8 protein-coding genes are annotated in these 14,693 nt (G+C 39.3%); all 8 read right to left on the reverse strand.

Annotation, left to right across the window (positions count from 1 at the left end; translation table 11 throughout):
• Positions 1 to 33: 33 nt before the first annotated feature.
• Positions 34 to 1,455 (reverse strand): response regulator transcription factor, encoded by a 1,422-nt coding sequence (locus BUA88_RS09005; RefSeq protein WP_072916416.1) that lies wholly within the window; start codon positions 1,453 to 1,455, stop codon positions 34 to 36.
• The gene (locus BUA88_RS09010; protein WP_072916421.1) at positions 1,452 to 3,278 is read right to left on the reverse strand and encodes a sensor histidine kinase; all 1,827 of its coding nucleotides are present in this window, start codon (positions 3,276 to 3,278) and stop codon (positions 1,452 to 1,454) included. The genes BUA88_RS09005 and BUA88_RS09010 overlap by 4 nt, the downstream gene beginning before the upstream one ends.
• Positions 3,241 to 4,815, reverse strand: a complete 1,575-nt coding sequence (locus tag BUA88_RS09015) for an extracellular solute-binding protein (RefSeq protein ID WP_242939603.1) — start codon at positions 4,813 to 4,815, stop codon at positions 3,241 to 3,243. Before BUA88_RS09015 ends, BUA88_RS09010 begins: the two co-directional genes overlap by 38 nt.
• A 767-nt stretch (positions 4,816 to 5,582) precedes the next feature.
• The gene (locus tag BUA88_RS09020) at positions 5,583 to 6,410 is read right to left on the reverse strand and encodes a carbohydrate ABC transporter permease (protein WP_072916430.1); all 828 of its coding nucleotides are present in this window, start codon (positions 6,408 to 6,410) and stop codon (positions 5,583 to 5,585) included.
• A 3-nt stretch (positions 6,411 to 6,413) separates the two neighbouring features.
• Positions 6,414 to 7,337, reverse strand: coding sequence for a carbohydrate ABC transporter permease (locus BUA88_RS09025; RefSeq protein WP_072916434.1), 924 nt, complete (start codon positions 7,335 to 7,337; stop codon positions 6,414 to 6,416).
• Between the two features lie 58 nt (positions 7,338 to 7,395).
• Entirely contained in the window at positions 7,396 to 8,793 is a 1,398-nt protein-coding gene (locus BUA88_RS09030; protein WP_072916437.1) for an ABC transporter substrate-binding protein, read from the reverse strand.
• Between the two features lie 83 nt (positions 8,794 to 8,876).
• Positions 8,877 to 11,948 (reverse strand): hypothetical protein, encoded by a 3,072-nt coding sequence (locus BUA88_RS09035; protein WP_072916440.1) that lies wholly within the window; start codon positions 11,946 to 11,948, stop codon positions 8,877 to 8,879.
• A gap of 14 nt (positions 11,949 to 11,962) precedes the next feature.
• Entirely contained in the window at positions 11,963 to 14,680 is a 2,718-nt protein-coding gene (locus BUA88_RS09040) for a GH36-type glycosyl hydrolase domain-containing protein (protein ID WP_072916519.1), read from the reverse strand.
• Positions 14,681 to 14,693: the final 13 nt, after the last annotated feature.

Below are 14,693 nucleotides of genomic sequence, written 5' to 3' on the forward strand. Positions count from 1 at the left end.
AAAAGTCTGCCTTAGTTTAACACATTATAAACCTTATCGCAAAGTGCTAGCGTTCTTTCTATATTCGGTTGGTGACACCCCCACATAGGATTTGAAGCTTTTCATAAAATGTTTTTCATTGTCATATCCGACCTGGGCAGAAATCTCATTTACCTTTAAGTCTGTATTGGCCAAAAGTTCCTTTGCCTCTGCCATTCTAAGATCCTTTACATAGGTGACAAAATTAGTGCCTGTAAAGTTTTTAAACTCTGTGGAAAACAATGAATAATTCATTGATATATGGTTGCTTACAACTGCCATATTCAAATCTGTTGAATAATTTTCCTTTATGTATTTAATGGCTTCCTGCATTTTTGAATAGGTATTATCAGAATCATTTTTTAGCATAAACTCTGATTGTCTCTCCAAAATAAAGTTCATAAATTTCTCTCGGTAAATATCAAGGCAATCAATCTCCATTACATTTTTAAGCTCTACCGGTACTTCTTCTCTAAAAGTTCCTGTGAACTCAGTAATAAAAAATTCAATCGAATCTAAAAAATCAGAAGCTGGAATCTGTCCTCTTATTGCAGCAATAAAAAAGCCATCCCACTCTTTTTTAAGGTCTTTTGTTCTATCTGTACCCATCAATTGCACTCGGGCAGATATGGATTTTTTATCTGTGTATTTCTGAGCTGATTGCAATAGCATTTCCGGAATTTCAGGTAAGTCCTCATCTACTACACTCATATTCTGCAAAAAAGCTTCCATTCTTCTATCCCTTGCCTGAGTGTATGCCTTTTTTAAATCCGATGCATCTGAATAGGAATCACTGACACCAACATATCTTATATTATGAATAGTTCTCTCTGATGAAACTATCATAACATTGGACCCCAAAACGTTTTTTAGAAGAATTCCACACTTTTCTTCTGGAAGACTGCCAATAGGAGCAACATACACATTAAACTGCTGCCCAACCTCATCCTTTATTTTTTTAGCTATAAGCTTGATGTCATCAGAGGTTGTTCCACTATCCTGAAGAAAATACTTCAAAAGCTTTGTATCAGTAAGCTCTGTCTTTTCCTCGTCTAGTCTTCGATTATTCAGTTCCTCATCAAGCTTTGTAAGAACTTCCTTCAGCTTATCTCTTTCAACAGGCTTTAAGATATACTCCCTCACTCCCTGTCTCATCATTTCTACTGCGTAGGAAAAATCATCATAGCCACTGACTGCCACTGAAAGAGGAGGATTATCCAGCTCCTGCACCGCCTGAACCAATTCAATACCATTCATCTTTGGCATTCTAATATCTGTCAGCATCACGTCAATCCTGGTAGTCTTCAGTATATCCAAGGCTTGCAAGCCATTACTGCACTCTATTACCTCTTCATATGGGACCCCACTTCTTTTAATCATTGCAGAGATTCCCTGTCTTATTAGCTTTTCATCTTCAACAACTAGAATTTTATTCATGAATTACCCTCGTTTACATCTATCTCAATCATAGGAATTTTGATGCTTACCTTCGTATAGCATCCTTCCATAGCAGCCACTTCTATTCCGTAGCCTGGGCCATAGGCCATTTTTAATCTATCCTCAACATTCTTTAATCCAATACCGTTACTTGAACTACCACTGGTTTCTATTTCACCTGCTATCTTTTTTCTGAGCATCTCCAGCTCTTCTTCATTCATGCCACGGCCATTATCTGTAATCTCTATGATACAGTCGGAATCAATGATAATACCTTTGATATAAATAGTTGTGTCCTCTGCAATCTCCTCCACACCATGAATTATGGCATTTTCAATGATTGGCTGAAGGGACATCTTAGGTATTTTCTGACTTAAAATTTCTTCCGGTATATTCAAAGACAGATATATGACATAATCAAATCTAAGATTGATAAGTGCCATATAATTTTTTATATATTCCAACTCATCTGCCACAAGCACCGTATTAGAGCTCCACTTCATACTATATCTCAGGAGCTTTCCTAGACTTGTTATGGAATCAGAAATCTGATACTCCTCCTGCATCTCTGCCATCATCTTTATGGATTCCAAAACGTTGTAAATAAAATGGGCATTTATCTGATTCTGTAAAGCCTTAATCTGGCTATCCTTTGCCAGGATTTCTCTGTCGATATTCTGCTGCATAAGAGTCTGAATGTTGTCAAGCATTCGATTAACCTGGTGAGCCAGCTCACCCATTTCATCTTCTCTGCCGACATCAGTAGCTCTTACATACAGATTTCCTGCACGTACCTGTCTGATTGTACGCAAAACATCATAGAAGTTCTTTAAAAGATTAAGCACTACACGATTAACCAAGAAGTACAAAACAACCAGAATGCAAATCATCCAAAATACAAATGCATTTCGCTGACTATGAACCTCATCAATATTTTCTGAAATATTTTTTACAGAGACAAGCGTTCCTGAAAGCTCATTAATGTACATTCCCGAAATAACGCTTTTATCATTCTTGCTGTAATAGGTTTTAATATCCGGGGCCTCGCCTTTTTTTGCGATTTCCTGCATCTGCCTTGCCAGAGAAATGGCGATTTTTCTAACAGCCTCATTAGTGTTCTTTCCGAAAATAACTCTACCCTCAGCTGTAACAAAGCAGCTGATTTCACCGGCAACATTTTCATACAAGGATGGGAACATTGTCTCCATTTTCATATTGGCCTCAATCACACCAAGCTCTCCGTATTTACGATTTTTAACCGGTGTAATCAGTGCCATCATTGGAGTATTATCTCCACCAGAAAACAGATTATCTTTATAATCAAAAATCCATCCACCCTCTTCTAACATAGGAATCCATGCCTGTTTTTGAAGACGGCTGGCAGAATACATTACCGGCATCATCTCCTGCACATTATCTGTGGAGGCATAATATCTTGCTCCTCCAAGTACCGGGTTTGTATTGATAAGTCTTTCAAGAGCTGCTACGTCATTGCGATATATTTTTATCCACTCTTTTGTGGTATATTCTCCACCGTTTTTTGCATTAAGAAGCACCTTGTTCATGGTTTCATCTGACAGAAAAAACTGTGTAGTCATATTGATTGAATCCACGTTATTTCTAATACTATCCTGCCTTCTTGCCATTGTAGAAGAAAGATATGAAACATTTTCATTGATGGTAGACTGCTCAATATTGAAAAACATTATTCCGCTTAGGATAGCAATAGGCACCATAACAAAAACCAGGATAATGGCGGTCAATTTAATATTCAGTTTTACGCCTTTAATCGATTCCCAATTTTTCTTTTGCTTTTGCAACATATTGATATCGTTTCTCCTGAAGCTGTTCGTAGCCTAACGCATTACGCTCTTCTTTATATCTTTCTAAAATTTCATCAAACTCTTCTTCACTTTCAGAAATAAGCAAATCCTGTAAAGTCTGCGCCCACAGTGCCTTTATCTGACTATCTACATAAGCATCCTCAGTATCCGCTGGCAAAATAACATCATACTGACCTGTGTAGCTGGCATAATCATAGGTCCATTCCTCCAGCTGAGTAGTAGGGGAAGTATTCTCTGGCCGCCACTTTAGCTGCATTACGTTATCCTGCAGCATCCAATATGCATCATCTGCCCCATAAATCTTGTCGTAGGTAACCCTATCAGAATTAAGCAGTGACAGCACCTCAGGTTTTATCACTGGCTTGCCATCCACCATTTCGTAGGTAATTCCTTCCACTCCCAGATACACTAGCTTCTGCCCCTCCTCCGAAATCAGGTAATCCATAAACTGAATAGCCCTATCCGGATTTTTGCAGTTTTTAGAAATCATAGTAACAGTCCATCCACTGACTGTGTTTGTAGGAAGTACAGGGTCATCCCCATTTTTATTCTTCGGACCATCCACAGCTATATAAATGCTGTTAGGGTCTCTGGAGTAAAGTAGCTTCTGCTGGGCTGCCATATCCGTATACTGATATAGCATGCAAAAATACCTTCCCTCAGCCAGCTTTTCTTCCATCTGGATTCTCTGGTCGATAAAAATATCCGTAGCAAGATACCCTTCCTCGTTTAGCTGTCTGAACATCTTTAGCCACTCGATGTACTCAGGGTCTGTATTTCTATCATAGAGCTTGCCATCCTTTTCGTATGGCACAGCCAAAAAATTCTGTATATACTGATCAAAGGATACATTTCCCGAATCATCAAAAAGATGTGCACCTATTGGGATAAGAGGCTTTCCATCCACTTCAGGAAACATCTGCTTTGCCTTTCTCACAGCCCTCTCAAAACCTGCAATGGTGGTCATATCCGGACTTCCGATAGCCTCGTAAATATCCTTCCTTACCAAAAAAGTCTGATTCGAGCCTATGTTATCGTTGCTCTCCACGTCCTGAGGAGTAACACTAGAACAAGGATAACCATAGATATTTCCATCACTTTGGGTATACCAGCTAACAGCCTGCTTATCGCACACCTGATAAAAATATGGGTCATACTCATCTGCCAACTGATTAATGGCATACACCATATCCTTCTGTATCATCTCGTTGACCTGAGGCTCCCACCATCCCAAAGTAATCAAATCAGGCAGAGATCCAGACTCTATCAAAGCATTAAGCTTTTCCTCTTCATTACCCTGTGGCGTTATGAAATTAATATTGACCCCAGTGTTCTCCGTAATGGCCCTGGAAACCACACTGCTTCCCCAGCCTGTATTAAACCAGGAATAATTAATATACCAGTCCAAAGTAATCGAATCCTCTGATGCTGGTGTATTATCTACAGTTTCCTTTCCGCAGCCCACAAACGTTGTCATCACTAGGCTTGCCGCTATTATTCTTTTAATTGTACTCAATTTAGTTTCCATTTCCCCATTATACTAATTACCCACCTGTCTTTCAATCAGTCCTTGTTTGCCCCCTCTTCCTCTGCCGCCGCCCGTCCCATCCTGCCTTTGTAGTCCAGTCCCGCCAGCCTCCCTCTCGGCCGCCCTGGGCCTGTGCCACAGGAATATCGTAAGAATATTATGTTTTTCATACTTGCAAAGTCTCGCATCTTTATTAACAGGTGTCTTTTGTAAGTCTTTACAATTTTGAAAAATGTAGTCAGCTGGCGGACACTAAGTAGTCTACATAGGACTTCAAATTTATATAGGTGAACTTGGGTGATTTTGTAGTGAGCCTAGAAAAATAAAAAGCTGATTTTGCAATGTATAGTCAGCTGCCGCTAGGACGGCGGCAGCAGTGGTCACTTGAAACACGATGTTGAATGTGCCACGGTGACTATACATACAAAATCATGCTTTTTAAATTTTTCTTGGCAAATGGAGTATGAACCCAAGTCACCTATGTAAATTCGAAATCCTATTAAAATAATTAAAGGTGTCCGCCATCTGCTCTACATTTTTCAAAATAGTTCATACTTCAAAAGACACCTGTGGATGCTCCCTTTTTGCAAGTTGAAAAACTATAATATTCGCGAAATCATTCCTGCGGCACAGGCCCAGGGCGGCCGAGAGGGAAGCTGGCGGAGCCAAAGTAACGAGCAGGATGGGACGGGCGGCGGCTAAACAGGGCCGATAGCAAACAAGGACTGACGCCAAACGGCGCCAGCCCAGGTGGTTTATTCTTTTACGCTTCCAGCGGAAATACTGCTGATGATGTACTTAGAGCAGAATGCGAATACAATCATGATTGGCACTACGGATATGGCAACGCCAAGGTAGATTGCACCCTGATTCTTTTGTAAGTCGGTGGCAGCATTAAGTGTGGAAATCATAACCGGTAAAGTCATCTTTTTAGGAGTATTTAAGAGAATTAATGGTGTCAGGTATGAATTCCAGTTTCCAATGAAAGCTCCGATGGACATTGTAGCTATACCAGGTGCCATAATTGGAAGTACGATCTTGTGGAAAGTATGTATTTCCGATGCCCCGTCAATTCTTGCTGCTTCCAGCAGCGCCTTTGATAAGGTTGATTTCACGTATTGACGAAGGAAGAATACGATTCCAGGCGCCGCTATGGCAGGAACAATAAGAGGAATGTATGAATCTATCAATCTAAGCTTTTGGCAAAGATTATAGAATCCGATAAGAGAAAGCTGTGCTGGTATCATCATAAATACCACAATTACTTTGAATAAAAGGTTGTTTCCTTTCCACTCATACATAGCCATAGCGTAAGCTGTGATGGCTGAAAAATATGCTGTAAGAAGTGTAGCAGGGACAGCCACTTTTATACTGTTTCCAAAACCTCTGAATAGATTTACATAATCGAAGAGTACTACCCAGTTGTCCTTTAGGCTGTGGCCTGGCAAAAATGAAAATGAATGTGTGATTTCCACACCGGAACGGGTGGAATTTACAATCATAAGCCAAAATGGAAGAAGGCATCCAAGGGCTAACACAATTAGTGCTATATAAAGAATTACTTTTTTGATTTTTGTAACCATTGCTTAGTCCTCCTTTCCACCGATAAATTTAAATTCAAGTACAGATACAATAAGAATTATGATAAACAGGGTGTATGCAATTGCTGATGCAAATCCAACCTGATGAGTTTCAAAACCAAATTTGTACATGTACATAACTACAGTTTGAAGTGTTCCACCTGGCTCACCTGCTGTAGATGCACCTGCCACACCATTGATAAGGAATGGCAAATCAAAGAGCTGTAAACCACCGATAAGTGATGTAACTGCTACATATAAAAGAATTGGTCGAAGCAGTGGTAGAGTTATTTTTCCAAATGTTTTCCATCTGCCGGCCCCGTCGATAGCTGCTGCCTCAAAATAATCCTGTGGAATACCCTGAACGCCAGCCATAAGCATAATGAATGAATTTCCAAACCACATCCAAGCCTGAATTACGGCTACTACCGCCCAGGCTGTAGAGCGCTGTCCAAGCCAGTTTACCTGCTGGTCAATAATGCCTGCTGCAAGGAGAATCTGGTTGAAGGTACCATATTTCCAATCTAATAATGTTTTGAAAAGAAATGCTACCGATGTGGCTGCAATAAGATTTGGAAGATAGTAAACTGCTCTGAAAACTGGAAGTCCAGAAATCTTGTATTTAATATCCGAAAATACGATAGTAAGTAAAAAAGCAAGACCAAGCTGTAAAACAATGTTTAAGCCCCACATTTTTACTGTGTTGTAAAGCGAACGCCAGAAGAATTTATCTCCTATAACACGCTTGTAATTATCTAATCCAACGAGAGTAGGGTCACCATAGCCCTTGTACTCTGTAAAACTTAGGTAAAGTGTTCTAAAAACAGGATAAACACTAAAAATCAAAAAAACGATGACGAATGGGAGCACAAATAGATATGCTGCATTATTCCTATTCTTCATCAAATTCTTAAAAGAAAACGCTTTCATCCTTTCCTCCCTTTTAATATAGGGGCTAGCAAAGCCAGCCCCATTTCATCATCAAATATTATCTTTCAACAGTAATATCTGGATATGTAGATTCAACTACATCGTAGAACTCTGCGATAGCATCATCCTTGCTCTTCTCGCCAGTCTTGATAGCTGTAATAGCAGCACCCCAAGCATCGTTGATAACCTTGTCATAACGAGTTACCTTAGAGTAGTCGATATTCTCAGCCTGTGCCTGCCAGAATGAGTACATATGCTGATTTCCGTATACTGAATTCTCATCATCCTTGTGCTTCTCGAGAACTGATACAAGTGAAACTGTGTCACCTTCAGACTTCTCAATCCACCACTCAGCTGTCTCTTCATCAAGTGTTACCCACTTTAAGAAATCCCAAGCAAGATCCTTGTGCTCTGACTGAGATGAGATACCGATGAATGTACCACCACCGAAGCCTGATGCAGGTCCTGAGCAAACGCCCCACTTACCTGATGTCTCGCCTACATTGTCTCTAAGTGTAAGAACGCCCCAGCTAGGAAGACCAAATGCAAATACCTCTGTCTTGTCAAGGTCCTTTGTAGCTTCCTCGAACTGTTCTGCATCCCAAACGTTTACAGAATCATCTGCGTAGTTCTGGATGTCAGCTGTAAGGATAGGTACCTCGCCAGCCATAGCCTGATACCATGGTGTAGACCACTGGTTAGCATATGCAGTATAGTCATTCTGATAAAGATCAATTACAAGATCCATATAGTCAAGTCTTGCCTGATTTACGTTAAGCTTTCCATCAACGACCCACGCACTATCCCCCGAAAAATAATTAATCTCAGCATCTGAAGCAAAGATTCTATAGCCTGCATCCTTAAGTGTCTTTGCTGTATTAAGAACTGTGTCATAATCAGCAAAAAGCTTTCCGATTTCTTCAGGATCTTCTGTTCCAAATACCTTCTCAGCTATGTCTCTACGATAGTAGATACCTGCTGGTGTAATCTGGTAAGAAATTGCACGCTGGATTCCTTCTGAATCCTGACCAACCTTCCATACATAATCAACGATCTGATCTGCATAATCCTGTGCATTGTATGGTGCCTGATTTAAATCTTCAAAGTAGTTTGCATCGTAGAAATCCTCAAGCATCTGTGGCTCACCTACGATGATATCTGGTGTTGTCTGACCGCCATTAAGAGCTGTCTGTACCTTTGTTACATAATCTGCTGGTTCGATTACTACTGTTTCAATTTGAACATCAGGATTCTCCTCAGCATATTTCTCTGCGAAGGTCTGAAGATCCTTTGCAAGTGTCCAGATAACAAGTTTCTCTCCGTCCTCGCTACCTACTGTTGCTGAATCTACATTCTCGCCTTCTAATACGGCATCACTGCCATCGCTTCCGCAAGCAACAAGTGACAAAGCACAAGCGCCTACGAGAATTGTTGCTAATAATTTTTTTAGCTTCATTCTTCAATCCTCCCAACATTTGTAGTTGATTTGTTATATGTAAATTATAGGTTGGGAGGATTTCTGAAAAAATGATACTTTTTTTATTTTGGTGTCATTTTTACAGTTACTTTTTTAGCTAATCTATCCCTAATTTTCTTTGCTACCTCTCCAGTAACGTATTCCCTACTAAATCTATAAATAGTCCCGTCAAAAAGCTCAACTTCTATATCCGTAATTACGTATTCACCTGGAATGTAATCGCAATGTGCTGTCATTTCATAAACCAACTCTGTCTTTCCAAGTAATGTGGTGCTTACAGTGTGTTTTAAATCTCCACTTGAAATCAAATACTCTGGAATAGCTGGAGATAAAGCAAAAATCAAGCCATTTTCTTCATCATATTTAAATATGTCTTTTCCAAAGAAAATGAGCTTCCACATACTGATAAACTCTATAGTAGAACCACTAAGTCTGGCTACAAAGCCCTTGCCGTGAATACTCTCGTTTGGATTTTTAGAGCTTACAATAAAGGATGAATTTTCAAGAGTACTTCTTCCGTACTCTTCCCTATCAAGAAATGGTATGGCAGCCTTTTTGAAATCTAAAAAGAACTCTTCATATAATCCACTTCTAATAAGCTCCAGCAGATACTTATATTCCATATGCAGCCAGATAGATTCATTCTCTAGCCAGCCTGGTGTAAAAGCTCTGCATCGACCAATTTCAAAACTGGCATCCTGAAGTGATGCATTAACCTTGTACATAGATAGCTTTTCATCATATAAATCACTATTTTTAATTTTTGAATACATATTTCTTTTAGCTTCTACATCATTTCCAAGCTTAAAGTAACGCACTGGTCCCTCAAGGAAGTATGGAACCTTAACCATAGTGAAATGCTTTGGAATAATTCCGTTTTTCTCGCATTCATAGTCATCGATTTCATATGTAAAATATGCAGGGGCAATACCATCTGAAAGCTCTACTGCTTTTTGGATTGATTCCTTTAACTTATTGCTAAAGACCTCCAAAATCTGCTTTAAATCATCTGAATTGATTTCCTTATTTTTTTCATCAAGACCTGAATATACTTTTGCTCGGTACTGTTCCTTAATATCGTTTTTGCGATTCCAGCATTCAAACTCAGAAGTAGCTTTAAGAGTGACATCCTTTACCTCAGAAATGAACTCTAAAACCGCCTTCGGAAATACGATATTGTTATCAAATTTGCCAAGCATATCCTTTGTAAATTCAACCATTCTGGCAAGCTCATAGGTTTCGTTCATAGATGAACCCATTAGACCTGGAAGACCATTCAAGGCATCATACCAGCCTGGTTTACCACCTTCCATCTCTACACCAAGGCCGTAGGCATCCAATGTGGCAAACTTTACAGCGCACATCAAAATCAATTTAGCCATAAGGCTCATATCTATTTCCCTGCCATTTTTGTAGCACTCAAAGCTAGAAGCATTTTCCACTTCAGTTCTATTAACTAAATAATTGTATTGTCTGATGCCGTTTTCTGTTTTTGTATATCTTTCAAATCTTGGCAATACCTTTTTATTTGCATTGAAGGATTTTACTGATGTGTTAAATAAAAGGTCCTCAGCCTTATCTGGATATATTTCCAAATATTCTTCTATTAAATCCAGATTATAGGTCCAATGATCACTCCAATATCCCTCTCCAAATCTGGCATTTGCAGTCTTTTCAGCCGCACTCATTATTTGAACAAATCTGTCCTTTTGCTCCTTGTCAAACTCGTCATCACCTGCATCCATTAATGCTGCTGCAAGCTCACCTGGTGTAAAAGGTTGCTTGAGACAAAGTCCATCTAAAGAATCCTCAGAGACCTGATATCTCATTTGCTCAATGGATAAAGGATTATATCCATCTAGCTGAATAAGGCTGTAAAACATCTTAATGTTGTCTTCCATAACCTCTGGACTGAAAAAGGTATCGCATCTTCTGTTCTGATTAACATCTCTGAAATTACCATTTCCCTGTGAATAAAACTCAGGTGACATGGCAAAATAATTGTAATCTCGCTCTAAATCTCCATGCTTTCTAGAGTACACATAAAATGTATGATTATCTGTCAATCTGATAGGAGTACCCCCACGAAGAACATTATCCATGTAGTTATATCTGCAGTAGTTGTCAAAAACCTTATTTGCTGTTTTTGTATTTACAACAGCTGTTAGCTTTTCAGTAAGTTCAGCTGCTTCAAAAAACTTCTTTTGGAAATACTCTCTGTTGATTTTCTGTCCTAGGAATCTGCCTAGAATATCCTTATTTCTAACCTGACCTATAAGCTCATACAAAGTGATAGTTTCATTTTTCTTTAGAAGCTTTTTTGTTCCAAAAAAGGCACAAGGCAACTCGTTTGATGTGTTTTGCTTTTTTTCAAACAACGCATCTATGCTCTTTCTTACAAAGCCCATTGGATTTTCTAAAGAAAGGTCATAATCAAATACCACACCAGGATCCACGATTACATCAAGAGGAGTACCATCAGCCAAAAATCCTACTGCGAAATTTCCGCCCTCAACCCTCGATACCTCTGCGGAGTCCTCCATGCTTACCCTGACTCTGTAATATGGACGCTTGTTTTCAACATCCTCTACCTGCATCCAGGCCTTTGTGGTCTGGGCCATCATTTTCATGCTTTCCTGATTTACACCGCATGGAATAAGACAAGGCATACCATCTATTATTTCAAGTTCTCTGTCTCCATCGCTCTCATTTGTTATTTCAACTACACGCATCAATGCCCCAATCTTTTCCCCTGGCAGTGTTCCGTAGTTTACATTCACCTTTATACCTGCTTCGTGAACCACATCCTCCAAACCTAAAACATTCATATAAATGCTCATTTTATTAGAGTCGTTTTCCATCGAAAAAGGCTCTATAATCTCACCATCTACCTTTATAAAGGTTCTAAAACCTGTGCGCTTCACATTTTGATATGCTGTATGGGCTGGATAAAATTCCATAATGCTATGGTCCTTGTCCTGAACACCGAAGGATACAACAGCCTGCCCTCTATTCACGTAATAGCACCACATTGGTATACCTTCCACACCAGATATGCCTGGAAGGAAGCTGGCAAAAGGAGTCTTTCTTCCATAGTCAAATATCTCATCCTTAACTTCAGTATTTATCTGCATTTAATTAATCCTCCCTATTTCAATTCGATTTCCACAATATGATTTTTTTCATTCCAATCTATCAACAGTTTTTCTGGAATTATCACCTGATTTTTCTGAGGCTTCACCTTGCTTGTGGAGTCAATAATTACATTTGAAATGGAATACTCTCCATAATCCTTGTGTTTTGTATTTTTGAAAACAACCTTAAATCGATGTCCTCTAAATGGCACCTGAATAACAGCTATTCCTTCCTCATTAAATTGCTCTTTTAAAAGCTTTGGCTCTATATACAAATCTCCTGCATTTCCACGTACACCAAAGACTTCTGTCACCATAGTAAGCAGGTACCAGCTGGCAGCTCCTGTCAGATAGCTGTAAAGCCCCTTTCCCTTTTCATTAAAATATTCTGGAACTCCAGGATAGATATTGCTGATTTCAAAATTATCTGATGCCATAAAAAGCTCATTTATAGCTTTATATCCCTCTTTTACAAAACCTCTTTTATAGAGTGCGTTGGCATACATAACAGCCATATGAGAGAACACCGCTCCGTTCTCTTTTTCACCATATGCAAATCCAAACATTCTTCCTAAATCCAGGCGAAGTTCCTTAAAATCGGTATTTAAGGCATAGCCTCCAAGACCCTTTTTGTACAAATATTTATCGCAGGATTTTACAATGGATGCCACAGACTCCTTTTTAGCTGTTCCACTCATAATGGAGAAAACCTGACCTGTCAGCATCATTCTGACGCCATTCTCAAAATCTCCTTCAACCCTGGCGCCATTATTGTCGTAGTAGCCGTTGAACCAGCCATTTCCTTCCTTATCTGTCACCCATTCCTCTTCGCGGATTTGCTTCATCATAAAGTCCGCCTTGTGCTCTAACAAAACAGATATTTTCTCTATTTCTACCAGGACGGTCTCCCCTAGAATTTCGCCTGACACCGCCTGAACATATTTCTCCAGCACTTTCCTTCTCTTGGCAGGATTTCCATATACTAAAATAGAATCCTCCTCCAAAAGAATTAAAAGTTCTTTCAAAATCGAAACCTTGCTACGGCCGGTCTTTGCTTTATAAATTCGTAAATACGTAGCAAGCTCCTTTAGATTTCCAGCATAACCACAGGTGAAAGCGACACTCTCCCCCCTATCTGGTGCCATATCCAAAGCATCATTCCAATCTGCATTAAGTAACCTTATTTCGTTGTGTGCCCCAACATCATAAAAGGCGCAAAGATTTTCAAGCAGAATATGCTCAAGTATTGTTCCCTTGTATACCTCCCCCTTTGCATTCTTCTGTTCTAATCCATATTCTTTAGAATGCTCTTCATCTCTTTTTGTCACTCGATTTATAAGTGCATCCTTAAAATATGACACCTTTTCATTTAAGATATCCAAATCACCGGTCTGGTCCATATATAGCTTTACCGTCAAAAAAGGCCAAAAGCCGTGGTCCATCCAAACTCTAGGAATTCCGTTTCTATCTGCCTTGAATTCGCCTTTTTTATCTCCGATTATTGTGGCATTGGTTCCATCCAGTCTCACTCCCTTGAAATTGTTAACAAGCATATCCCTAACCTGGGTAGGGTCTGTAAGAAGAAGTGCCAGACAGTCCTGCCATAAATCTCTCCAACCTCTTCCACCTCTTCCATAATCGTGATGAGGCAGGAATGAACAGCCAAATATGCGTCTAAGCTCTGGCTGAAAAGACACCCATTTCATAAATCCATCGAATCTTTCATTGCCAGTTTCAAAAATAATATCAGCAACACTATTCCAGTAATTTTTTGTGGTTTCAAAAAGATTTTCCACCTGAGTTTTGGAATAAATTAATCTTCTGATAATATCCATTTCTGCGATATTTTCATCGTCAACCATTCCTGTAACTATCTGAAAGCTACAGCTTTCACTCTTTTTCAAGGAGCACTTAGGGAATCGAAGAACAGCTACAATCTCTTTGCCATCAATAGCCTCTGTGGGCTTTTTCCAGATTGTATCCTGACCTTTCTTATCTAACAGGCTACGAGGTCTGAGGAATGTACCACCTGCTCCAAGATAATCCTCAACATCCGCAATAAATCTATTTGGTTTATTGCCATTTTCATCTCTTCCAAAAACGAAATAAGACATGTCATTTTTCTGATGTCCTCTCTCATCAAAAGAAAGAGTAGGATGCATAACCACTCCATCATCAGTAATCACTGCACGATTTAGCAGAGATGTAACATGTCTATGATCCCTTAGATTATCAGCACTTCTACCATATAGCGGTATGGCTGCCACAGGCTCAAAAACCAAATTCTCATCAGAAAGATTTTCAATAGTTACAAGCATTATCTCCGCATTATGGTCGAGGGTATCAAAAATAGTTGTAGTGCTTTTCAGCCTACCTGAAGTGTGATTTCTCTCTACCCTCTGCCACATTCTTCCTGCTGTAAGCTTTGCACTATCCTCTTTATCTGTAAATCTGTTAGCTTCCTGTTCAGCAGAAACACCTGTTACGGACCACAATTTCTCCTCCATCACTAGAAAGAAATTTCTGGTATCTCTGTCATTGCTTAGATTTAATATGCTTTTAGGTGCAATCATAAAATGATTTTGGTCTGTTTTTGCATCACCACCAAAATCAGGTGTAACTGCACTTTTTAATCCTTTTTTACTTGCCATCGGCAAATATAATCCACTAGTGTGCTCCGGATTCTTTAGTTCAAAGGTTCCATTTTTGTCCACGTAATTTATCTTGCTCATATTTACCTCTTCT

The organism is Pseudobutyrivibrio xylanivorans DSM 14809, from assembly GCF_900141825.1.
Lineage (GTDB): Bacteria > Bacillota > Clostridia > Lachnospirales > Lachnospiraceae > Pseudobutyrivibrio > Pseudobutyrivibrio xylanivorans.

Coding starts and splice junctions, on each gene's coding strand:
- BUA88_RS09005 (WP_072916416.1), bottom strand. CDS start 1,455: ATGAATAAAATTCTAGTTGTTGAAGATGAAAAGCTAATAAGACAGGGA.
- BUA88_RS09010 (WP_072916421.1), bottom strand. CDS start 3,278: ATGTTGCAAAAGCAAAAGAAAAATTGGGAATCGATTAAAGGCGTAAAA.
- BUA88_RS09020 (WP_072916430.1), bottom strand. CDS start 6,410: ATGGTTACAAAAATCAAAAAAGTAATTCTTTATATAGCACTAATTGTG.
- BUA88_RS09025 (WP_072916434.1), bottom strand. CDS start 7,337: ATGAAAGCGTTTTCTTTTAAGAATTTGATGAAGAATAGGAATAATGCA.
- BUA88_RS09030 (WP_072916437.1), bottom strand. CDS start 8,793: ATGAAGCTAAAAAAATTATTAGCAACAATTCTCGTAGGCGCTTGTGCT.
- BUA88_RS09035 (WP_072916440.1), bottom strand. CDS start 11,948: ATGCAGATAAATACTGAAGTTAAGGATGAGATATTTGACTATGGAAGA.
- BUA88_RS09040 (WP_072916519.1), bottom strand. CDS start 14,680: ATGAGCAAGATAAATTACGTGGACAAAAATGGAACCTTTGAACTAAAG.